20 protein-coding genes are annotated in these 21,559 nt (G+C 67.8%); 13 read left to right on the top strand and 7 right to left on the bottom strand.

Features of this window, described 5'->3' with window-relative positions; all coding sequences use genetic code 11:
* The first annotated feature begins 1 nt into the window (after position 1).
* The 10 genes from folE to OG203_RS05230 are packed head-to-tail and all read left to right on the top strand — an operon-like array spanning position 2 to position 12,547.
* A complete protein-coding gene (folE, locus tag OG203_RS05275) occupies positions 2-619 on the top strand; it encodes a GTP cyclohydrolase I (protein WP_405164528.1) in 618 nt (205 codons plus the stop codon).
* Positions 620-633: 14 nt separating this feature from the next.
* Entirely contained in the window at positions 634-1,362 is a 729-nt protein-coding gene (locus tag OG203_RS05270; RefSeq protein ID WP_405164527.1) for a class I SAM-dependent methyltransferase, read from the top strand.
* Positions 1,346-2,632, top strand: coding sequence for a diaminopimelate decarboxylase (locus tag OG203_RS05265; protein WP_405164526.1), 1,287 nt, complete (start codon positions 1,346-1,348; stop codon positions 2,630-2,632). The genes OG203_RS05270 and OG203_RS05265 overlap by 17 nt, the downstream gene beginning before the upstream one ends.
* A complete protein-coding gene (locus tag OG203_RS05260) occupies positions 2,629-3,738 on the top strand; it encodes a pyridoxal phosphate-dependent aminotransferase (protein WP_405164525.1) in 1,110 nt (369 codons plus the stop codon). The genes OG203_RS05265 and OG203_RS05260 overlap by 4 nt, the downstream gene beginning before the upstream one ends.
* A 52-nt stretch (positions 3,739-3,790) precedes the next feature.
* Positions 3,791-4,804, top strand: coding sequence for an isopenicillin N synthase family dioxygenase (locus OG203_RS05255; RefSeq protein WP_405164524.1), 1,014 nt, complete (start codon positions 3,791-3,793; stop codon positions 4,802-4,804).
* Positions 4,805-4,809: 5 nt separating this feature from the next.
* Positions 4,810-5,634 carry a 2,3,4,5-tetrahydropyridine-2,6-dicarboxylate N-succinyltransferase gene (locus OG203_RS05250; protein ID WP_405164523.1) on the top strand — a complete coding sequence of 275 codons (825 nt, stop codon included), beginning with the start codon at positions 4,810-4,812 and terminating at the stop codon, positions 5,632-5,634.
* Between the two features lie 43 nt (positions 5,635-5,677).
* The gene (locus OG203_RS05245; RefSeq protein WP_405164522.1) at positions 5,678-6,919 is read left to right on the top strand and encodes an ATP-grasp domain-containing protein; all 1,242 of its coding nucleotides are present in this window, start codon (positions 5,678-5,680) and stop codon (positions 6,917-6,919) included.
* Entirely contained in the window at positions 6,916-10,758 is a 3,843-nt protein-coding gene (locus tag OG203_RS05240) for an amino acid adenylation domain-containing protein (RefSeq protein ID WP_405164521.1), read from the top strand. The genes OG203_RS05245 and OG203_RS05240 overlap by 4 nt, the downstream gene beginning before the upstream one ends.
* 5 nt (positions 10,759-10,763) lie before the next feature.
* Positions 10,764-11,369 (top strand): thioesterase II family protein, encoded by a 606-nt coding sequence (locus OG203_RS05235; RefSeq protein WP_405164520.1) that lies wholly within the window; start codon positions 10,764-10,766, stop codon positions 11,367-11,369.
* Positions 11,366-12,547, top strand: a complete 1,182-nt coding sequence (locus OG203_RS05230) for an MFS transporter (protein WP_405164519.1) — start codon at positions 11,366-11,368, stop codon at positions 12,545-12,547. Before OG203_RS05235 ends, OG203_RS05230 begins: the two co-directional genes overlap by 4 nt.
* A gap of 4 nt (positions 12,548-12,551) precedes the next feature.
* On the opposite strand, the gene OG203_RS05225 is transcribed toward OG203_RS05230, so the two are convergent.
* From OG203_RS05225 to OG203_RS05210, 4 genes are all read right to left on the bottom strand, one after another.
* On the bottom strand, positions 12,552-14,075 hold the full coding sequence (locus tag OG203_RS05225) for a hypothetical protein (protein WP_405164518.1): 1,524 nt from the start codon (positions 14,073-14,075) through the stop codon (positions 12,552-12,554).
* A 300-nt stretch (positions 14,076-14,375) separates the two neighbouring features.
* Positions 14,376-14,510: a hypothetical protein gene (locus OG203_RS05220; protein WP_405164517.1), complete on the bottom strand. Its 135-nt coding sequence runs from the start codon at positions 14,508-14,510 to the stop codon at positions 14,376-14,378.
* A gap of 36 nt (positions 14,511-14,546) precedes the next feature.
* Positions 14,547-15,353, bottom strand: a complete 807-nt coding sequence (locus OG203_RS05215) for an alpha/beta fold hydrolase (RefSeq protein WP_405164516.1) — start codon at positions 15,351-15,353, stop codon at positions 14,547-14,549.
* Between the two features lie 36 nt (positions 15,354-15,389).
* Positions 15,390-16,148 (bottom strand): SDR family NAD(P)-dependent oxidoreductase, encoded by a 759-nt coding sequence (locus tag OG203_RS05210; protein WP_405164515.1) that lies wholly within the window; start codon positions 16,146-16,148, stop codon positions 15,390-15,392.
* A gap of 146 nt (positions 16,149-16,294) precedes the next feature.
* Between OG203_RS05210 and OG203_RS05205 the strand changes: the two genes are divergently transcribed.
* Positions 16,295-17,137, top strand: a complete 843-nt coding sequence (locus tag OG203_RS05205) for a helix-turn-helix domain-containing protein (RefSeq protein WP_405164514.1) — start codon at positions 16,295-16,297, stop codon at positions 17,135-17,137.
* Between the two features lie 28 nt (positions 17,138-17,165).
* Here OG203_RS05205 and OG203_RS05200 read toward each other — a convergent pair whose 3' ends face one another.
* Together OG203_RS05200 and OG203_RS05195 are read right to left on the bottom strand one after the other, a co-directional pair.
* Positions 17,166-18,089, bottom strand: a complete 924-nt coding sequence (locus tag OG203_RS05200; protein WP_405164513.1) for an NADP-dependent oxidoreductase — start codon at positions 18,087-18,089, stop codon at positions 17,166-17,168.
* A 107-nt stretch (positions 18,090-18,196) separates the two neighbouring features.
* The gene (locus OG203_RS05195) at positions 18,197-18,592 is read right to left on the bottom strand and encodes a MerR family transcriptional regulator (RefSeq protein WP_405164512.1); all 396 of its coding nucleotides are present in this window, start codon (positions 18,590-18,592) and stop codon (positions 18,197-18,199) included.
* Positions 18,593-18,762: 170 nt separating this feature from the next.
* Between OG203_RS05195 and OG203_RS05190 the strand changes: the two genes are divergently transcribed.
* On the top strand, positions 18,763-19,617 hold the full coding sequence (locus OG203_RS05190; RefSeq protein WP_405164511.1) for an NAD(P)-dependent oxidoreductase: 855 nt from the start codon (positions 18,763-18,765) through the stop codon (positions 19,615-19,617).
* Between the two features lie 111 nt (positions 19,618-19,728).
* A complete protein-coding gene (locus OG203_RS05185; protein ID WP_405164510.1) occupies positions 19,729-20,814 on the top strand; it encodes an MBL fold metallo-hydrolase in 1,086 nt (361 codons plus the stop codon).
* Between the two features lie 96 nt (positions 20,815-20,910).
* Here the strand turns inward: OG203_RS05185 and OG203_RS05180 are convergent, their stop codons facing one another.
* Positions 20,911-21,327, bottom strand: a complete 417-nt coding sequence (locus OG203_RS05180) for a helix-turn-helix domain-containing protein (RefSeq protein WP_405167773.1) — start codon at positions 21,325-21,327, stop codon at positions 20,911-20,913.
* Positions 21,328-21,559: the final 232 nt, after the last annotated feature.

Here is a 21,559-nt window from a genome sequence, read left to right as displayed (position 1 = left end):
AATGGCAGTGACGCTGGAGCCGGAACATGTCGGCGATTATCAGGACGAGCCGGATCGTAATCCTGATCCGCTGGAAGCGATCGCCAGGAAACTGCTCATCGCCATCGGCGAGGATCCGGACAGGGAGGGCCTCGCGCAGACGCCGCGCCGTTACGCGCGATGGTGGCGGGAATTCTCCGAATATGATCCGGGCAGTATCGAGACGCTCTTCGAGGGATTCACCGACAACCAACTGGTTTTCGTCTCCGACATCCGCGTCTGGTCATTGTGTGAACATCACCTGCTGCCCTTCAACTGCACGCTGAGCATCGCCTACCGCAGCGACAAACGACTGCTCGGCCTGTCGAAGTTCGCCAGAATCGCACACAAGCACGCGCACAAGTTGCAGGTGCAGGAACGCCTGGTATCCGACGTGGCAACGGAGATCTCCGATGTCACCGGTTCGGCGGACGTCGCCGTGATCGGCAGGGGCGAGCACCTGTGCATGACGATGCGCGGTATACGCACCGGAGCCCAGATGACCTCGGCCGTTTTCAGTGGGGTTTTCGAGACAGATGGCCCCGAACGATCCCAACTACTTGCCCTCGCGCACACCTCCGGTGGCCAATCCCGCTGGTGAGAATGGACGAGAACATGAGCACATCAGTTGCTGCTCTGCAGAATTTCTACCTCTCTCGAAATGTGGACGAGCCCAGCCTGTTCCAGGTCTGGGAGCGGGGCGAGGCGCGCGGTGATTCCGTCACGCCAGCCACCTATTCGGCCCCGTATCGGGCGTGGATGCACTACAAGCTCGTTGTCGCGCTCAAGGAAAACGAGACCGATCGGCTGTTGAGTCTCGGCAGTGGCAACGCGGCGATCGAGCGAGGCATCGTGCAGGACGGTTATCGCGTCCTCGCCGTCGACGCGATGCAGGAAGCGGTCGAGCTGGCCCGCTCGAAGGGGGTCGAGGCACTGTGTGCCGACGTGCTGACCTGGTCGCCGGACGGCAGTTGGCCGGTGGTGTACGCCGACGGCCTGCTCGGGCATCTGTATGACGCCGACGATGGCCTGCTGCCGGTGTTCCGCCGGATCCGCTCGTGGTTGACCGACGGGCCAGGCCGCGGCACCTTCATTGTCTCCAACGACAGCCCCGCCGAGACACACTCGGCCCAGGCCGCCCCCGGTGTCCCCGGTTTTCACTGGCTGTCCGCGCCCTATCTGCGCGATGAGGCGCTGCGGGCCGGTTTCACCGAGGTCACCGTAGACACGTTCGACTACGACCGACCGCTGTCGGGTCGGCGAACTCGCGCGGTGATCACCGCGAACCTCGAATCGCCCGCCGCAGAGGAGCACGCGCGTCATGCCGATGAGCAAGGATTTTGAAAGTCGCCTCCATCCGGTGTTGCCAACGGTCGCACAATGTTTCGGCACGCCGTTCCACATCTATGACGAGCGCGGTATTCAGGAAACATGCACGGCGTTCGAGACCGCGTTCCAGCACACGGCCTATCGCGAGCATTTCGCGGTGAAGGGGCTGCCCAACCCGATCATGCTGCGCATGCTGGCCGAGCGCGGGCTCGGTTTCGATTGCAGCTCACTGCCGGAGCTGACCCTGGCTACCCAGGCGGGTGCGGTCGGCCACGACATCTGCTTCACCTCGAACAACACCAGCCGAGCCGAACTCGAGGCCGCGCTGCGGCTCGGTGCGCTGATCACCGTGGACGACGTCACCGTGTTCGACAAGCTGGTGCAGATCGGCGATGTACCCGAAACCCTGTGTTTCCGAGTGCATCCCGGCACCGGCGGCGCCGAAGTCGGTGAGTCGTATCTCGGCAAGGCCGAGTCGGCCAAGTTCGGTGTGCCGATCGGCAGACTGGTCGAGGTGTGTGCTCGTGCGCGGCACCACGGTGTGCGGTCGATCGGCCTGCACATGATGCTCGGCTCGGGTTTCCTGTCCTATCTACCTTTTCTGCGCAGCCTGGATCTGTTGCTGGAGCAGGCCGACCGGTTGCGCGAATCACTGGGCGTGGCCATCGAATTCGTGAATCTGGGTGGCGGAATCGGCATTCCCTACCGGCCGACCGAGGATGCGTTCGATCTGCCAGGGCTCGGTCGTGCCATTAACGACCGGCTGGCGCGGTGGGAGCGCCGCCACCGCGTGCCGCGCCCCCGGGTGCTGTTCGAGAGCGGACGTTTCGTCACGGGACCGCACGGTGTGTTGGTTACCCGGGTGGTGAACAGGATGAGCAAGGGCCGTGAATACGTCGGTGTCGACGCGGGCATGAGCGCGCTCATGCGCCCGGCCCTGTACGGCGCGTACCACCATGTCACCGTGCCCGGCGGCGCGGACCGACCGCTGGAGATCGTGGATGTCGTCGGGTCGCTGTGCGAGAACAACGACAAGTTCGCGCAGCAGCGGGAGATTCCGATGACGCGCGAGGGTGATTTCGTGCTCATCCACGACACCGGAGCGCACGCGCTGTCCATGGGGTTCGCCTACAACGGCCGACTTCGCCCGCAGGAGTTGCTGTTTCGTCGGGACGGCAGCGTCGAGCGGATTCGCCGGGCGGAAAACGAGGGCGACTACTTCGCCACCCTGGACTTCGCCCCCCTGCGTCTGGCCCCGAGCGAGCTGCCGGTGGGTGCGGTGTGACGGTCGGGCGGGTGTGGGGCAGGGCGCAGCTGCTGGCGTTGGCGATCGAGCACGGCCATGTGCCGCTTGACCTTTCGCTCGGTATCGCCGCGGATCCGGAGCCGGTCCCGGCCGACGAGCCGCGGGCAGGCACCGCGCAGTACCCGCCGAGCAGAGGCAGGGCGGAACTGCTTGCCGCGGTGAGCGGGTATCTCGCGCGCCGGTTCGATGTGTCCGTGCCGGTGGACTCGGTGGCGGTGTGTGTCGGTGCCAAGGAGTTCATCGCTTCGGCGCCGCTGTTCCTGCGCGACAGCCGCGTTGGTGCGGACACTCGGGACACCGTCCTGATTCCGGCCCTCGGCTATCCGCCGTACGAACTCGGTGCGCGACTGGCCGGGCTGCGACCGTATCGGGTGCCGGTGGATGCCGAGTTCCGGATGCGGCTGGACCGGCTACCGGAAGATGTTGCGGCGCGGGCGCTTTGCCTGTGGGTGAACAGCCCGGCGAATCCGACCGGGGTGCTCGAGCCCCTGACCCGGTGTGCCGAGTGGGGCCGAGAGCGCGGTGTGCTCGTGCTGTCCGACGAGGCATACGCGGACACCACCTGGTCCGGCCCGCCGCGCACGATCCTGGCCGGTGGCCCGGACGGCGTGCTGGCGGTGCACAGTCTGTCCAAGAGATCCAACGCGCCAGGGCTGCGCGTCGCGAGCTACTCCGGTGATCGGCGAGTGGTCGAGGAACTGGCCGACCGCAGGCGCGCGGCCGGTCTCATGGCCGCCGACTCCGCCCAGGCGAGGGCGGCGCTGCTGTTCGGCGACGATCGGCACGCCGCGGCGCAACAGGTCCGCAATCGACGCCGCGTCGCGGAGCTCGTCGCGGAGCTGAACGCCAACGGTCTGCCGTGTACCGCGCCCGAAGGCGGACTGTTCGTCTGGCTGCGCGTGCCGGACCGCGATGCCGCCGCCTTCGTGCGCGACGCGGCCATCCACGCCGGAATCGTCCTGGCGCAAGGTGATTCGTACGGACCTGCGGGACACGCACACGTGCGGATCGCCGCCGTGCGCGACCGCGCGGAGGTCGCGCCTCGGCTCGCGCTGCTGTCGGAGCAGCTGGTCCGCGTGTCATGAGTCGGCCGAGGCGAATCCACCCCACCCATCTGCACCAGTGAAGAGGAACCCCATGACCAACGTCCTTCCTGTCCTGGATCTGCGGGACGCCGACCGGGGACCGTCGGCGCGTGCGACGTTTCTGACCCGGCTATCGGCCGCCGTGCACGACGTCGGCTTTTTCCAGCTGGTCGGGCACGATGTCGACAACGGCGCCGATATTCTGCGGTTGACCAAGGAGTTCTTCGGCCGACCGGAAACCGAGCTCGCCGCGCTCAGCATTCTCGGGTCGCCGCACCTGCGCGGGTATTCCGAGGTCGGGCGCGAACTCACCAGGGGCGCGCCGGACCGGCGACGCCAGCTCGACATCGGCCCCGAACGCGAGCCGGGGCCGGCGGGTCACGGCGCCGCACCGTGGGCGTGGCTGGCCGGCCCGAACCAGTGGCCTGCCGCGATGCCGGAGCTCGAACCGGCGATCACCGACTGGATGGGCGCCCTGACGAGGCTGTCCTACCGGCTGCTCCGGCTCATCCTCGCGTCCCTCGACGCGCCGGAAGACTTCCTGGACGACGTCGTCGCACCCGATCCCCAGGTGCACATGAAACTGCTGCACTATCCAGGGCGCGGCGGCGAACGACCATCCGACGAGCAGGGTATCGGCGTGCACAAGGACTACGGTCTGCTCACGCTGCTGCTGCAGGACGGCCATGGGGGTCTGCAGGTCTCGCTGACCGAGGGCGAATTCCTGGACGTGCCACCGCTTCCCGGTGCGTTCGTGGTCAATCTCGGTGAACTGCTGGAGGTTTCGACGCGCGGCTATCTGCGGGCCACCACGCATCGGGTGGTCAGCCCGCCGCCCGGGGTCGATCGCTATTCCATCCCGTTCTTCTACAACCCGAGGCTCGATGCGATCATGCGCCCGCTGCGTACCGATGCGGTCCAGAACGCGGCCGGTGTGGTGGCCGACCCGGAGAATCCGCTCACCGCCAGCTACGGCGCCAACGTGCTGCGCGGCATGGTTCGAGCATTTCCCGAGTTGATCGCGCTGCACCATCCCGAGGTGCTCGATCGTTCCGCATCGCGGTGATGGATATGTCGAGCCCGATTCCCGAGGCCGTCGACGAGCTGTGGGAGCGCCGCGCCGACCTCGCCGCGGCCGACCCGGCCGCACTGCCCGTCGTTGTGGCGGCGCTCGACCTGTTGGATTGCGGCGCGGCCGCGGTCGCCTGGGTCGAATCCGATACCGACCGGGTGGTGGTGGACGAACGGGCTCGTCGCGCGATCCTGTTGTCGTTCACGCTGTTTCCGATGCGCGAGCGCGCGGTCGGACCGTTTCGCCAGCACGACCGGCTGCCGTTGAAATCGGCGTTCCCCGGTGTCCGGGTGGTGCCTGGCGCCATCGCCCGGTATGGCTGTCACCTCGCCGCAGGCGTCGTGCTGATGCCGTCGTTCGTGAATATCGGCGCGCGGGTCGGTGCGGGGACGCTGGTCGATACGTGGGCGACGGTCGGGTCGTGCGCGCAGGTCGGTGCGAACGTGCACCTGTCCGGCGGTGTCGGCCTCGGTGGTGTCCTGGAGCCGGTCGGCGCGGTGCCGGTCGTGGTGGAGGACGACGCATTCGTCGGTTCGCGTTCGATCGTGGTCGAGGGCGCCAGGGTGCGCCGCGGCGCCAAACTCGGCGCCGGGGTGCTGCTCACCGGCACGAGCCGGGTCTTCGATGCCGAGACCGGTGCCGAACTGCCGCGCGGCGAGGCTCCCGCCTGGTCGGTCTGCGTGAACGCCACCAGGATTCGCTCCTTTCCCGGCGGTGATTTCGGGGTGCCCTGTCTGCTGGTGATCAAGCGGTTGGCGCCGGGCGAACGACACGACAAGTTGCTGCTGGACAGTCTGTTTCGAGAACACGGGAGTGCCGCGTGAACTCGCTGCCCGTTATCTGTTTCGACCGAGGAAAGAGCGCGTTATGAGCACTGATCGTCCAGCCGTCGTGTTGGTGGATCCGACTCGCAATGGTGCGGGCTACAAGACGGCGGCACGTGAACTCGGGTTCACTGTCGTCTCGCTGTATACGTGCGAATACACCACCGCCGCACCGGATCACGCCGACGGTGACGATCTGACGCTCTACGCGAGCGCCCCGGATCAGGCAGTGCGCATGCTGACCGATGCCGGGCTGTCGATCCGTGCGGTCGTGCCCGCGATGGAGGTGAGCACGCACATCGCGGACCGGATCGCCCGGCTGCTCGCGTTGCCTGGCAACGATCACTCGCTGGCCTTGGCGCGGCGCAACAAGGCGGCGATGCGTGAGCATGCGCGCGCCGTGGGTCTCCGCATTCCGGAATTTCGCCTGGTGCGTTCCGTGGCCGAAATCGGCTCGGCGGCACACGATATCGGCTTCCCGGCGATACTGAAGCCCACTTCGAGCGCCGGTTCGCGGGGCGTGACATTGCTACCCGATGCCGAATCCCTGGTCGATCTCGGTCAGCTCGAAGCCCTCGACGCTTTCGACGTGCCTATCTCGGAATGGTTGGTGGAGCGCTATATCCGGGGCCGTGAGATCTCGGCGAACTACTACAGCTTCGAGGGCGAGCACCGCCTGGTCGACATGTGGGAATACCTACAGCCCGACGATCGCGACTACGACTTCCCGATCTGGGACAACCTGCAGATCGACGACACCCATCCCGAGTGGCACCGCGTCGACGAGTACGTGCGGACCGTCCTCGACGCCTTCGGTATCGAGCGCGGTCCCAGCCACGTCGAGGTCAAGTGCGCGGCCGACGGCGTCTACCTGATGGAGATCGCCGCCCGCCTGCCCGGCGGCCCGATGGTCGGAATGTGGCTCGAGCACAGCGAGTTTCGCCCCTTCCACGATTCGATTCGGTGTTTCCTCGGCACGCGCCCTCTGATGTTCGACGTGCCGCTCGCATTCACCGCCCGCTGCGGTGCCCTGGCGATCCACAACGACGAGGGCCCCGGAACACTGGTCGCCATTCACGGACTCGATGTGGTGCGCGATCTCCCCGGCATCGACGAGGTGCTCGTCGACTGTCGACCCGGTGACCACGTCCCGGTCACCCGCGACGATCTCACCATCCCGCTCGGGTTCTACGTATCCGGCGCGGACAGCGACGAGGTGCTGCGCACCCTCGCGACCATCCGCGCCGAGGTGTCCCTGGAGATCGCGCATGGGCAGGCGCGATGACCCGATTCACGATGGCACAACGGCGCCTGCGCGGTGAGGTGCGAGAGCTGCTGTCCCGCGGCGATATTCGGGAAGAGCTCGCCGGATTGGGCAGCGGGGCGAGCGCCGGTCGTCCGGAGCGTCATCCGTGGCGGTTGTATCGGCTGCTCGGCGCGCACGGCCTGATCGCGCCGCACTGGCCGGTTCGCTACGGCGGACGCGGGATGGGGTGGGTGGAGGCGGGGATCGTCGCCGAAGAGCTTGCCATGCACGGCGTGCCGGATACCGCGATCGTCAACGGGATCTACAACGTCGGACAGGTCGTGCTGGTCGCTGGTACTCCCGCCCAGCGACAGCGCGTGCTGCCCGGACTCGCCTCCGGTCGCGGTCTCGCCACCGCACTGCTCACCGAGCCGGCGGCCGGTTCGGACCTGGCCTCCCTGCGTAGCGTGGCGACCAGGACGGCGACCGGGTGGCTGTTGAGCGGAACCAAGGTATGGAATGCCAAGGCGCATCTGGCCGACGTGGCGATCTGCGCGGCCCGCACCGGCGCCGGTGACGGCTACGCGGGACTCAGTTTGTTCCTTGTTCCGCTGCGCGCCAAGGAGATTCGGGTCACCGCCCTGGACACGATCAACGTCGAGACACTGTACGAGGTCACCTTCGATCAGCTGCCGGTCGGCGACGATCAGCTGCTCGGCCCGGTCGGGGCGGGGTGGCCGCTGCTGGTCGGCGCACTGACTCTGGAACGAGCGGGGCTCGGCTATCACGGGCGGGCCAGCAGGTGGCTCACCGCATTGGTCGGGCACCTGCGACACATCGACGGACCGCTCGGTGCGGAGAGTGACCATCGAATCGCGGGGCTGACGCGCAGAACTCGGGCCGGTCGCGAACTGGCGTGGCAGGCGGTGCGGGTCCTCGCCGCGCAGGGGCCCGAGGCGGCCGCGGTGCCCGCCGCGGTCGCGAAATGGTTCAACACCGAACTCGCCGCCGATATCGTCGATCATGCTCGTTCGGTCGACGCGGAGTTGTCCGACGGTGCGTCTGAGTCGAGTGTGGTTGCGGCGCAACGGGAAGCGGTGGGTCTCACCCTTGCGGCGGGTACCTCGGAAATGATGCTCTCGATCATCCAGACGAACCTGCGCGGCTTGCTCGGCGGACCGGCTATCGATGCCGCGCGGGCGAGCGAGACGCGAGAGTTGTTGGAGGCGTTGCGATCCGCCTATCGGCTCGGCGACGCCGGGGCCGCGCCGCCCGATCTCGGCCGGGTGGTGCTGGCGTTCCTCGACGCCGAACGTGCTGTCGGGCAGGCAACGGAGGTGCTGGTCGCGGCGGTGGAGCATGGGTATGACAGCCCGCTGCGACCCGGCCCGCTCAAGGTCGAAAGCCGACTCGGCGGCGGGTGGTCGGCCAGGGGCACCCGCTGGGCGCAGGCATATGGCGACGGCACCGGGCCGATCGAACTGCTGCTTCCGCTGGTGCTCGACGATTCGACGATCACGGTCGCGGTGTTGCCCGCGGCGCGGACCGGCGTTGTCGTCGAACCGGCTCGGGCGCCGGAGTCGCCGGTGTCGTGTCGAATTCAGCTCAACGATGTGTGCATCGAGCCGGCTGATGTGCTGCGGTCGTCCGACTTTCCGGCCGCACTCGCCCGTGCCCGCCTCATCGCCGCCGGATACCTGCTCGGTGGCTGCCGCCGGATGCTGCGTACCGCACTGGAATGGACCGACGCGCGACACCAATTCGGACGTCCGCTGTCGACCAATCAGTCGGTCGGGCACGCCATGGCCGCCGCGTGGGCACGGACCCAGGGCGCCTGGCTGCTGACCGAACAGGCGGCGGCGGATCTGAACGACGGTCTCAGCACACCCGAGGAGGTCGTCGGCGCCGTGATTCTCGCGGCCGAGGCGGCCGCCGAGGTGACCCGGCTCGCGACGCGGATGTGCGGCGCGCACGGACTCCTGCGCCGCGGGCCGATCCAGGACTTCGCCCGCCTCGCGCGATACCCCGCGGCGGCGCTCGGCACCCTCGCGGCCATGCGGACCGAGGCCGCCGACAGCGCGGTGACGCTGCCGGATCATGCGGTCGAAACTATTGCTGCCGTTGCGGATTCGCCAACTACCGGCGCGATCACCCCGGAATACCGGCTCGTCGAGCAACAGGCACGGCGGGCGCCTACCGCGGTCGCGCTCGTCTGCGGCGGCGAACAAGTGACCTACGCGGACCTGAACGCCCGGGCCAATCGCGTCGCCCACGCCCTGCGCGAATTCGGCGTCGGGCCGGACGTGCCGGTCGGCGTCTGTGTCGAGCGCTCGGTCGACCTGGTGGTAGCGGTGCTCGGTGTGCTGAAATCCGGCGGCGCCTACGTTCCGCTCGATCCGGCGCATCCGCCAAATCGGTTGCGCGACATGATCGACGACGCCGATCCGGCCGTCGTGGTCACGCACGACTGGATGCGCGAGTGGCTTTCCGACGAGCGCCTGCTGCTCTGCCTGGACACCGACGAATCGTTGCCGACACAGCCGGTCACCGATCTGCCTGGCACACCGCGGCCCGGCAACCTGATGTACGTCATGTTCACCTCGGGGTCGACCGGGCGGCCGAAGGGCGTGATGGTGTCGCACGCGGCGATCGCCAACCGGATGGCTTGGGACCGTGCGACATTCCCGCTGTCCGACACCGATGCGGTGCTACAGCTGACGTCGATGAGCTTCGACCCGTCGGTCTGGGAGATCTTCGCGGCACTCACCAACGGTGCCCGCCTGATCATCCTTCCCCCGAGGGTCAACCTCGACCCGCGAGCCGTGGTCGACGTCGTGCTTGCGGAGCGGGTGACCGCGCTGACAGCGGTGCCGTCGCAGCTCGCCCTGTTGACCGAGCAGCAGCCGGGGCTGCTGGACTGTCCGTCACTGCGGTACGTGTTCTGTGGCGGCGATGTCCTTCCGGCGGCGCTTGCCCGGCGGTTCGCGCCGGACCGGTCGCCAACGCTCTACAACATGTATGGACCGACCGAGGCTGGGATCGACGCCACCGCATGGCGTTTCGCGCGTTCCGAGGGGCCGGTGCCGATCGGGTACCCCATCGACGGAGTGTCGGTGTTCGTGCGGGACAGCGAGCTGAACGAGGTGGGTGACGGCCAGGTCGGCGAGCTGTGGATCGGCGGGGACGGATTGGCCAGGGGCTATTGGGGTCGACCGGCCGAGACCGCCGGCGCCTTCCTGCCCGATCCAGCGGGTGCGCCCGGCGCACGTGTCTACCGCACCGGGGATCGGGTGCGCCGCACGGCCGACGGCGGCCTGGAGTTCCTCGGCCGGATCGATCGCCAGGCGAAGATTCGCGGGCATCGCGTCGAGCCCGCGGAGGTCGAGGGCGCACTCCGGCGACTGCTCGGCCTCGCGGAGGTGGCGGTGGTCGCCGCGAACGGGCGGCTGTGCGCGTTCGTGGTCGGCCTGTCGGACACCGACGTTCGCGATCTGCGGTCGCGGCTGCGCGGACAACTCCCGGATCACCTCGTGCCTGCCCGCCTGGTTCCCGTCCCCGAACTGGTCCGTGGTCCATCGGGGAAGGTCGACTACGTGCGACTGCGCGAGCTGGCCGACCCGCCGATCGATCGGCCGCCGACGGAGAGCGCCGTCGACCGTGCGGACGCCCTGACTCGACTTGTCGCGGAACTGCTCGGGCTCGCGGAGGTCACCGTGGACGACGAATTCTTCACGCTGGGTGGGGATTCGCTGAGCGCCGCGCAGTTGGTCACGCGCGCGACGCGAGACCTGAAGCTGCCGCTGACCCTCGACATGTTGCTGGACGCACCGGCACTGGGGGAACTGGTCGCCATGGTCGGGCAACGGGCAAGCGCATGAGCGCGGTGAGCATCAGGCTCCTGTGTTTCCCCGCGGCGGGTGGCTACGGCGCACCGTATCGGGCGTGGCGCGCGATGCTGCCCCCTGAGATCGACGTTCATCCGGTAGACCTGCCCGAGGGATGCGCCGACGTGGATTCCCTGCTGGCGACACTCGATTCGTCGGTGGCGGCCCTGGCCGATCGCCCGACAGTGCTGTTCGGCCACAGCTTCGGCGGTCTGGTCGCGTACGAGTTGGCGCAGCGCCTCCGAGATCGCCGCCTGCCCGTTGCCCGCCTCGCCGTATCCGCCAGTCCGCCACCGCATCTCGCCGCCTCGGTGCGGGGCGCCCTCGTCGCCGACTCGGCTCGGCTGGCGGCGTGGTTCACACTGGCCGACGGATACCGTCATCGTCCGCGTCCGGCGTTGGCTTGCCCGCTCTCGATCTTCGGCGGGTTGACCGACACGACCGTGCGACGCGACCAGCTGGCCGCTTGGCAGGAACATACGGTCGGCTCGTTCCGGTTACGGATGCTGCCCGGCTCGCACGACCTACTGCGGGAGGGCGGCACCTATGTCGCGCGGGCACTGGCCAAGGATCTCCTGGATGACGCCTACCAGGCCACTACGTGAAGGCCACCTATCGCGTGCTGCTCGCCGCGCCTGGCAGCGGTCGGCTCCTGTCGGCCAGCCTTGCGTCGAAGCTGCCCATCAACGCCTTCTCCGTGAGCGCCCTACTTCTGTTGTCTCCCCGCTACTCCTATGCGGCGGCGGGTGCGGCGATTGCCACGATGTTGATCGCGAACGCGGCGAGTAGCCCGGCGCGCGGCAGGCTCGCGGACCGTCACCCGATGCCCGCCGTGCTCGGCGTGTGCCTCGTCGGCTACCTGATCGGGATCGGCGGACTCTGTGTCTGCGCGGCGGCCCGACTGCCCGTCGGGCTCGTGCTGGCCTCGGCCGCGTTGATCGGGCTGTCGTTTCCGCCGGTGAGCATTCTGTTGCGCGGGCACTGGGTGGCGATCGCGGGGGAGGGCGGGCTCACCGCGGCGAATTCGGTGGAGTCCGCGCTGATGGATCTGACCCTCATCACCGGTCCCGCGCTGGCCGCCTGGCTGAGCGTCGCGGTCTCGCCGTTCGCCCCCTTCGTCGCGAGCAGTGCGCTGATGGCGGTCGCGGTGGTATTGATGTCGACGGTGCGTGTCGGCCCGCGCGCGCCGACGGAACACACGGGCGACTGGGCGGGGCCGCTGCGGGTTCGGCCGTTGCGCCGGGTGCTCGGCGCGCTGATGTTCTTCGCCGCGGCGCTCTCGGTAATCGAGGTGGTCCTACCCATCTACGCTCAGCAACACCATGTCAGCGGATACAGCGGCGGGTTCCTCGCGGCGCTCTCGGTGGGCAGCATCGTCGGCGCGTTGATGTTCGGTCCGATGTCCTCGCCGAGACGCCGGTTACTGCCCGCACTGCTCGTCCTGTTCGTCGCCGGCGCGCTGGTGCTCGGGTTCGCGATGACCATCGGGCCGGTCGCCGTGCTTGTCATGTGCCCGTTGGCGGGTCTGGCGATCGGGAGTACCTTCACCCACCTGTACACAGCGGTGTGGACGGTGGGACCCAGCGGCTACGAGAACGAGACGCAGGGCTGGGCGACCAGCCTCACGACAACCGGTTTCGCGGCAGGGTCCGCAGCCGGTGCCGCGGTCGTCGGACTCGCAGGGGCACCGACCTTCGTATTGCTGAGCGCACCCGCCGCACTCGTCGCCGCCGCACTCGCCCTGCGCGGTACGCGCGTTCGGTCGGTGATCGCGGCACCGTGACGTCTCACGGCGCGTCCGCCAGCGCGACGACACCGAGCGTGACGCTCTGGTAGAAGGTGCCGTCAGGGCCGAGGCTGCCGGGACGATAGGTGTCGTTGTAGGTGCCGCCGACGCCCGCGCGGATCTTCCACGCCACTCGGCCGGTGCGGAAGTCGATGGCCTCGAAGTACCAGACGTACAGTCCGGCTGCCGCGGCGTCCGGGTCCTGGGTGTATCCGTAGACGAGTCCGGTGCGGGTGGAGAGCACGGGGACGGACTTGATGCGTTCGGGTGTCTGCCAGGCCAGCGAGCACGCGCCGTCGGCGACGTCGATGCGGGTGACGCCGGGGGACATGCCGTTCATATTGTTGTAGCCGTTGTTGATTCCGGCGAGCACGGATGCGGCCGAATCGTGTGCGGTGGGGTTCACCCCGAGCGGTGGGCCGTGGTAGCCGTTGAGGACCACGAGGCTGTCGCGGTCGTTCTCCTCGTACCCGATGGCGCCGATATCGGTGTAGCTGGCACCTTCGGTGAAGAGCGGTACTCGGCAGATCAACGCCCCGCTGTCCTGACGGTAGATCAAGAGATGGACCTGCCGGTCGGCATTGTCGACGATGCCGACGTAGCGGTCGCCGAGCACGGTGGGCGTGGTGCCCGAGCCACGGGCGAAGCCGCCAGGTGCGATGCCGCTACCGGCATCGAATCGCTCCTGCCACAACGTATTCGGACCTTGCGGCCCGGCCCGCAGCGCGGACAGCGTGCCGACGGCACCCGGGTGGTCGGTTGCTCCGGCGGGCGCCGTGAGCAGATAGGCGGTGGCGCCGTGGACGGTGATCCCTTTCTCCTCGGTCTGGTCGGCCAGGTGGATGGTGTGGACGCGGTCGTCGGGAGTCACGTAGCCGATGGTGGCCGTGGTCGGGGTGTTCGCGTCGACCTGAGGGATGGCTCCGGTGGTGAACCAGATATTGCCGTAGCTGTCGTAGGCGCTGTTCAGAAGTTGTTCTCCGGGTTGAAGTTCGGCGCGCACGTCGAGATCGCGCAGCATGGTGAAGGTGGGGCCGACCGGCGGGTCGGTGCGCCGGACACGGTAGATATGGCCCTGTTTGGAGTTGACCAGTACCGCGTCGTCGGCGTCGAGGGACATGTACACCGCATTCAGTTGCTCGCCGGGCGGCGGAAACCACTGCGCGAGTACTCCCATCGTCGCGGGGTCGACGGCCGCGAGTCCGCTACTCATGTCGGCGACGTCGAGGTAGCCGCTGGTCAATCTCCCGTCGCGATGCCAGAGGAACTGACCGATCTGGCCGGTGGCGCTGCGTATCCGGGGATTGGTGCCGAGCGGCCCCGGATGGTTGCTGGTGTTGGCGTTATCGGTGTCGCCGTGCATGGTGCTGATCCACGGGTCGGCATCGGGCTTGGGGGATAGCGGCGCCGCAGTGACCGCGGCGCCGATGAATCCCGGGACACCAACGGCCACTTGTGCATCGGGGACCGGGGCGGCGTGGCCGGAGGTCGCGGTCCACAGCCCGATCAGTGCGTACGCCGTCACCGTTGCCGCCAGCTTCGAACCGAACGACGCGGCCGCCTGCAGACGCGCGCATCGTGTCTTAATAGTGTTGTCTGGCAATGCTACTCACGCTCCTGACGTGTCGCTTTCATCGTTCGGTCACGCGTGGGGTTACTCGATGGGAACTTGGCTCGGAATGCTTCGGCCATCAGGTAGTTGCGCGGGTCGCGGTCGCTGCTGGTGATCAGCCGATCGCCGAGCCAGCCTTTGGTGAAGGCGTAGTGGTGCGGTATGGCGAGTTCGGGTGCGAGCGGGCGGTCAGCTCGGCGGCTTCCTCGGCGTTCATGACGACCTGCATGTTGTTGGCGGCCGGACGTGTAATCCGTTGGTGGGCAACAGCGCCAGCGAGATGTGGCCGAGGCGTTCGGGGATCTCGGTGAGTTCGGGAATCAGCAGGGTGTCACCGGCGAAGTACACGGCGTCGGTTTCGGGTCGGGGGAAGAGGGCGGCGAATCAGCGTGCGAAGACGGAGAAGTCGGTCTCCGCGCTGTGCCAGATGGCATACAAGACCTGGTGGGGTGTCTCGAGCTGGGGCAGGTGACCGGTGTCAGGCAGCAGCTGGAATCGCGCCATGGGGATGGCGGTGGCGTAGGCGCGGCCGTAACCGGTATCGACGATGCCGTCCGCCTCGCCCCACAGCACCAGGGTCGGGATCTCCAGGCCCGCAAGGTGTTCGGCGAGTTCGGGATCGGTCATCGAGGTCCCCGCGTAAACGGCGAGCGCGACTCGATTGCTCGCGGCGATGGCTTGCGCCGCCGGGGGTAGCGTGGCCGGGTCGATGCGGAACGGGTCGGGGTTGTGAAAGCTGCGGGTGAAGACCTCGTCCATGGTCAGCGCGAAGAAGTCGGCGACCGGGTGTCCCGGCACCTCGATGCCGACGGCGTCGATGAGCACGATGCCACTGACCCGCGGGTTCTTCAGCAACGCGAGCTCGGCGGTGATCCAGCCACCGACCGAGTTGCCGATCACGGTGACGTCGGACAGCTCGAGCTGCTCGAGCAACGCGTCGTACAGCGCGGCGAGACCGGCTATGCTGTCGAGGTTTTCGGGCCTGGCAGTGCCGCCGAAGCCCGGATGGAGCGGGACCAAGACCCGCACGGCATAGCTTGTAGCGAACAGTTCGGCGAACGCGCTCACCGACTGCGGGCCGGCCCCGCCGTGCAACAGCAGAAATGGTTGTCCGGAACCGTATTCGGCGACCGTCAGTTCGACCGGGCCGATCGCCGCGGGGGAGACGGTGTGGATTGTGTTGGTGGACATGGGTTCTCTCCTGGAAATGGATGAAGTCGGTTGTGGTCAGGCGGCGGTGCGGCCCGCATCGGCCGCGAGCACGGCGCCGGTGAGATAGCTCGACCGGTCCTCGGCCAGGAACAAGATCACCTCAGCGATCTCGCGTGGTTCGGCCATGCGACCGAGCAGGGTGAGTTCGCCGAGCTGCGCCTCGCCACCCGCGCCGAGCGCTTCGGCCACCGCCGTAAGCACCGCCTCGGTGCGGGTCGGGCCGGGGGACACGGCGTTGACCCGGACGCCGGACGGACTGAACTCGGCGGCCCAGGTGCGGGTCAACGCCTCCATCGCGGCCTTGGTCGCGGTGTAGACGGAGAACCCGGCCATCGCGGTGGTTGCCGTCATCGAGCTGATATTGACGATGCTGCCCGAGCCGCGGGCAAGCATTGCCGGGGCGATCGCCGCGGTGAGGAAATACGGGGCGCGCAGATTGACCGCGATCGCGGCGTCGAAGCCATCGATATCCTGGGACACGGCCGGTGAAAGCGGTTGTACGGCAGCATTGTTGACCAGCACGTCGACCGCGCCCGCCGCCTCGGCCAGTGCCCGCAGCGAGGCAAGGTCGGTGAGGTCGGCGGCCAGGAAGCGGGCTCGGCCACCGGCGCGGGTGATCGTGGCGACCGTGTCGTTGCCGCGGCTGATGTCGCGGCCGGTGACGATCACCTCGGCACCGGCTTCGGCAAGCAGCAGCGCCGCAGCCCGGCCGATGCCGGCGGTGGAGCCGGTGATCAGTGCGGTTCTCCCGGTCAGCGGGATGCTCGGTGTCATGGTTTGTCCTCGCTGGGTGCGTTTTACGTCTGGTTTCCGATACCAGCGTGTTCCGAGCGGCAACCACCAACCAGGGCCGAGTTGTCCCACCCAGGGGGACGCCGAGTCATCAGGCGGTGCACGGCATTTACCGTCAGACTATGGATATGAGCTCTCGCGGCCTCGGCACAGTGCTACGCGAGTACCGCAATCGCGTCTCGCCCGCGGATCTCGGCCTGCCATCAGCGCCGGGTGCTCGGCGCACGCCAGGATTGCGGCGCGAGGAGCTCGCCGAATTGGCCGGAGTTTCAGAGGATTACATCAAACGCCTGGAGCAGGGGCGGAGTCATCCGTCGGCGTCGGTGGTCAATGCGCTGGCCCGCTCGCTGCGTCTTTCGCAGGCCGAATACGAACAATTGTCCGCATTGTCGGGGCATGCGATTGCCGCGCCGGGAGACGTGCACCGCACCATCGGCGCGGCCACCCGGCTACTGCTCGAACGGCTCTCGGACGTGCCGGTCGCCGTCTACGACGCGGGCTGGACTTTGTTGTCCTACAACGCACTCGGCGTTCGCGTTTTCGGCGAGCCGGCGTCGAACATGCGCCAGCGCAATATGGCCTGGCGATTCTTCATGGAACCGGCCAATTTCGACTGGGCATCCGACGCGCAGGAAATGAACTTCAAGGCCGCGTTGGTCGCCGATCTGCGCGACGCGGCGAATCGCTATCCGCACGATGAGAATCTGGCGAAACTCACCGCTGAATTGCGGGCCGCGCACGGCGGATTCGACGAACTGTGGCACGGCGCCTCCGCCGCGAAATTCATTGGTACCACCGGAGTGACACACCATCCCGCGGTCGGGCAGATCACGCTGGACGCGAACGCGCTCACAGTGCCCGACGGCGACCTCAAGATGGTCGTCTTCACCGCCAAGCCGAGAACCCGCGACGCCCACCGCCTGGCCGCCCTCGGCGAGGACCACTATCGGCTCCTCCACTACCCCCAGTGAGCGGTAATCCCGTCCAGGAGAGCACTTCTCATGCCATCTTGATGACAATCTTGCCCGACGGGTGACCGTTCTCGACGGTGGCGAGGGCGGCCGGGGCGTCGGAGAGCGGGTGGACCGCGGTGATCACGGGTGCGAGGAGTCCGTCGAGGGCCAGCCTGGCGGACCGCTCGAGGTTCTCGCGGTCGAGGCGACGCTCGATGAAACGCCCACCGATATCGGTCACCGACATATCACCGACGGCGATGACGTTGCGGGGATCCCGGGCGAGCGCGGCGACCGTCCGCAGCGAGGCGCCGCCGACCAAGTCGACGATCCCGTCGAAGCCGTTCGGAACCAGCTCGCGTGCCGCGGTGCCGACATCTCCGGTGGCGTAGTCGATGAAGTACACCCCGATGGCCTCGGCATGCTCTCGCTTGGCGGTACTCCCGGTGCCGATCACACGTAGTTCGCGTCCGATGGCCAGCCGAGCGACCGCGAGGCCGACTCCGCCACCGACCCCGTTGACCAGGATCGTGGCACCGGCCGGGAGGCCGAGTTGGTCGAGCGCGTCTACCGCGGTCGTCCCGGCCAGCGGCAGTGTTGCCGCCACGGTCGCGGACAGACCGGCGGGGATGCGGGCGGTGTTCGGTGCAGATAGCACCGTCGTCTCGGCGTAGGTGCCGCCGCCGGTGAGCGCGAAGCCGAACACCGCGTCATCGACCGCGAGCCCGTCGACCTCCTCGCCGAGGGCGAGCACGGTTCCTGCTGCCTCCATGCCGAGCACGCGGGGAAATGGACGTCCGCCGTCGAGTCCGGGGACCAAACCCGAACGCAGCAGGTGGTCAAGGGGATTCACGCCGGCGACGTCGACCCGGATCAGCACCTCGCCGCGACCGGGGACGGGATCGGGACGATCGAAGAACTCCTGCACCCCGGGCCCGCCATACCTGCCAAAACCCAACGCCTGCCCCATCTTCCGCCGCCTCTCGAATGACCGACCCCGGTGGTTCCGGGCTCTGTCGCCATCCTCACCCCTCACACCGATGTCAGGGGCAAGCGGCTGAGCCGCGGGTCACAGCATCAGGCCGATCGTGCCACCGGTTCCGCGGCCGCGGACAGCTCCGCCCGGTGCCGGCTGTTGGCCCTGATCAGCACGTCGAGCGCATCTCGGGTCTCGATCAGGTGCGCGATGTCGGCGTCGATCCGGTCGCGCTCGCGCGTCATCGTCGCGAACGCCAGCTCGACCTCGCCCGAATCACCGGGGGTGTCCACGCACGGCAGCACGGTCGTGATCACCCGGCTGGACAGACCCGCGTCGAACAGCTGTTGGATGAGCGATACGCGCTCGACCGCGGTGTCGGAGTAGTGACGCTGCCCGGCGTCCGAGCGCGAGCTGGTCAGCAGGCCCTGCTCTTCGTAGTACCGCAGTGAGCGCGGACTCACGCCCGTGCGCTTGGACAGCTCGCCGATCCGCATCCCGGAAAGCCTACCGATCGCGTGCGCGAGGTTCAGATCGTCAGCCGGGAATCGCCACTATTTGGTCAGCGGCAATGACTTACCCGATCGAGATGCGCGAAGGTAGGTACAGCGGGTGTCGCTGACGGCGATGACATGTCGCCACGAAAACGTGAACCGAGGAGGCCGGTATGGATATCGCTGTCTTGGGCATGGGACGGATGGGGCAGGCGATCGCGGGGCGTCTGCTCGACGGCGGGCACCAGGTGCGGGTGTGGAATCGGACGATGGGTAAGGCTGGGCAGCTGGTGTCCGCGGGCGCGCGGGAGGTGCGCAGCGTCGCCGAGGCGGTGGACGGCGTCGGTGTGGCTGTCACCATGGTGGCCGACGACGCGGCGGTCAGGGCGGTGGCGCTGGGGGAGCTGCGGGGCTCGTTGGATTCGGCGTCGAGCTATGTCGACTGTTCGTCGGTGTCGCCCGCGCTCAGTGGCGAGCTGGCCCAGGTCTTTCCGCGATTCGTCGCCATGCCGATGCTCGGTGGTCCGGCCGCGGTGAGTGCCGGGCAGGCGGTGTTGCTCGTCGGCGGTGCGGCTGACCGTGTGGACGGCGTCGGTCCGATGATCTCGTCGCTGTCGGAGACGGTTCGGCGTTACGACACGGCAGCGCAGGCGCTCACCGCCAAGCTGACGACCAATCTCTTGCTGCTTTCGGGAGTCGTCGCGTTGGCCGAGGCATTCGCCGTCGGCCGGTCGGGCGGTCTCGCCGATGATCAATTGCGGGAGCTGCTCGGTGCGAGTCCGGTCGTGGCTCCCGGCTTGCACAACCGGTTCGACAATGTGCTGACCGGTTCACCTGACGGGTGGTGGACTGCCGCGCTCGGTGCGAAGGACGCTGGCTTGGCGCTGGAAATAGCGCGCGGCGCCGGTGTCGAGTTGCCGTCGGCCGAGGTGGTGCGGCACCTCTATGAGGTAGCGGCGTCTCGTCACGCGGATGCCGACATCTCGGTCGTCACCGACCTTTACCGCCGCGAGGCGCCAACAACCTAGCGGCAGTGAGGTATTCGACATGTGCACGCGCGGTCGACTCTTTCGTCTCCGCAGAATCGCGATGACCGTTTATCTTCCCGCGCTGTGGATCTGCGGCTAGGTTGTCGCCTCATGTGTCACGATCATGATCTCGTCTCCCGCCGGTCGCTGATGAGCGTGGCCGCGGCGGTCGTCGGTTCGGCTGGCCTGGCCGCAGCGGGCAGCCCTGTTGCCGCCGCTGCGCCCGCCCGGACGGTATCCGGTGCTGCCCCCGCCAATTCACTGATCACCCTCGGTACCGCCGCCGGGCCGCCGATCGGCGATCGGGCCGGATTCAGTACCGCGCTGAAGATCGGCGAAGGCGCCGAAGCGCAGATCTATGTGGTCGACTGCGGACGGGGCACGGTGCCGCGGTTCGAGCATGCCGGGCTCGACATCCACCGGCTACGAGCGATGTTCGTCACGCATCTGCATGTCGACCATATCGTCGACTATCCGAGTTTTCTGCTCGGCTACTGGTGGAACGGGACGAGCGAGCGGCCGTTGCAGGTGTACGGGCCCGGATCGGCGGGTGGTCTGCAGCCCGGTCCCGATCCGGCCGCGCCGGTCGTCGGCGGTGTGGCCGGTGTCGACCTCGGCGGCGAACCCGGGTTGGCCGCCCTTACCGACCACATCCTCGCCGGCTACGCCTACGGGGTGAACGTGCACATCCGATCAATGCACCAGGGCGATATCCGGCAGCTGATCCGGGCCAACGAGATCGCGGTCCCGCCCGGCTCGGATTTCACCGACACCGCGCCGCGGATGTCGCCGTTTCCCGTGTACCGCGATGAGTCGGTGACCGTTACCGCGACGCTGGTACCGCATTACAACGTGTATCCGTCGTTCGCCTTCCGGTTCGATCTGGCAGGCGGCGGGTCGGTGACCTTCTCCGGCGACACCGTGAAATCCGACAATCTCATCGAATTGGCTTCCGGCACCGACATTCTCGTGCACGAGGCCATTCTCGAGCATGAGGACGACTACAGCCGGGCTTCGCACACCAGCGCCGAGGATGTGGGTGCGGTGGCCGCCGCGGCCGGGGCGAAACATCTGGTGCTCAGCCACTACTACGGCGCACCACCGGACGATCCGCGTTGGGCCGACCACATCGGCCGAAACTATCCGGGCCGGCTCAGTATCGCCCGCGACGGGGACGTCTTCCCCCTCCCGATCTGACCTTCAGCCGCCACCTCTCAGGGATGACCTGACCCTTCGGGTCGTCGCATTTCAGTGACTAGCGACTCGCTCGGCGGGTGACCGCAACCGGGTTTGTCAGTCGACGGGGTCGGGCGGTATCTGCGGCAGGCCCTCGCTGGCGCGCAGCTTTTCGGCCATGGCGGTGAGCAGGTTCTGCGACTCTTCGGACAGGTCGAAGGCGCGGCTGGACAGGCGGCGCAGCTTGTAGCCCTGCACTTGGGCAAGCAGTGCCAGGTCGTGGTCGATTTTGGCGGCGTAGACGTCGTCGGTGAAGTAGTCCGGTTTCACCTTGAAGAACTTCGCCAGCGCCGCGGCGGTCTCGGCGGACGGTTTGCTGCGTCGGCCCGAGCGCAGTTGGGAGAGATAGGGTTTGGACAGCGGATGCCCCGCCGTCGTCAGCGCCTCGGCGACCTCGGCATTCGTGTGCGGTGGTCGTCCCGGCGGATGCACGGTGGCGAACAGTTTGTTCAATCGCTCCGCGAAATCGACCACTGAGGTCCCCCAGTCCTTCCGCCACAGCCGAACTTGCTGGTTCAACGATCCACGACGCCAGATTAAACGACAACGATCGTTTGCGTTAGCTTTTCGCGATCGGATAGCTACGGACCGGTCACTTCGTTAGCCGTGCGAGGGCGGCGTCGGGGCTGCCCGGCTCGGCGAGGCCGACTAGCCAGCTCCGCGTCTGCCGCGACCCGCGCGTTCGCGAGCGTCTCGAGTCGATGGA

The organism is Nocardia sp. NBC_01499, assembly GCF_045040275.1.
Lineage (GTDB): Bacteria > Actinomycetota > Actinomycetes > Mycobacteriales > Mycobacteriaceae > Nocardia.
This window is presented reverse-complemented; position numbering and strand designations above follow the sequence as displayed.

Bases quoted from the DNA above. Each gene is read 5' to 3' on its own strand.
- folE (WP_405164528.1), top strand. From the start codon at position 2: ATGGCAGTGACGCTGGAGCCGGAACATGTCGGCGATTATCAGGACGAG.
- OG203_RS05270 (WP_405164527.1), top strand. From the start codon at position 634: ATGAGCACATCAGTTGCTGCTCTGCAGAATTTCTACCTCTCTCGAAAT.
- OG203_RS05265 (WP_405164526.1), top strand. From the start codon at position 1,346: ATGAGCAAGGATTTTGAAAGTCGCCTCCATCCGGTGTTGCCAACGGTC.
- OG203_RS05255 (WP_405164524.1), top strand. From the start codon at position 3,791: ATGACCAACGTCCTTCCTGTCCTGGATCTGCGGGACGCCGACCGGGGA.
- OG203_RS05250 (WP_405164523.1), top strand. From the start codon at position 4,810: ATGTCGAGCCCGATTCCCGAGGCCGTCGACGAGCTGTGGGAGCGCCGC.
- OG203_RS05245 (WP_405164522.1), top strand. From the start codon at position 5,678: ATGAGCACTGATCGTCCAGCCGTCGTGTTGGTGGATCCGACTCGCAAT.
- OG203_RS05240 (WP_405164521.1), top strand. From the start codon at position 6,916: ATGACCCGATTCACGATGGCACAACGGCGCCTGCGCGGTGAGGTGCGA.
- OG203_RS05215 (WP_405164516.1), bottom strand. From the start codon at position 15,353: ATGTCCACCAACACAATCCACACCGTCTCCCCCGCGGCGATCGGCCCG.
- OG203_RS05210 (WP_405164515.1), bottom strand. From the start codon at position 16,148: ATGACACCGAGCATCCCGCTGACCGGGAGAACCGCACTGATCACCGGC.
- OG203_RS05205 (WP_405164514.1), top strand. From the start codon at position 16,295: ATGAGCTCTCGCGGCCTCGGCACAGTGCTACGCGAGTACCGCAATCGC.
- OG203_RS05200 (WP_405164513.1), bottom strand. From the start codon at position 18,089: ATGGGGCAGGCGTTGGGTTTTGGCAGGTATGGCGGGCCCGGGGTGCAG.
- OG203_RS05195 (WP_405164512.1), bottom strand. From the start codon at position 18,592: ATGCGGATCGGCGAGCTGTCCAAGCGCACGGGCGTGAGTCCGCGCTCA.
- OG203_RS05190 (WP_405164511.1), top strand. From the start codon at position 18,763: ATGGATATCGCTGTCTTGGGCATGGGACGGATGGGGCAGGCGATCGCG.
- OG203_RS05185 (WP_405164510.1), top strand. From the start codon at position 19,729: ATGTGTCACGATCATGATCTCGTCTCCCGCCGGTCGCTGATGAGCGTG.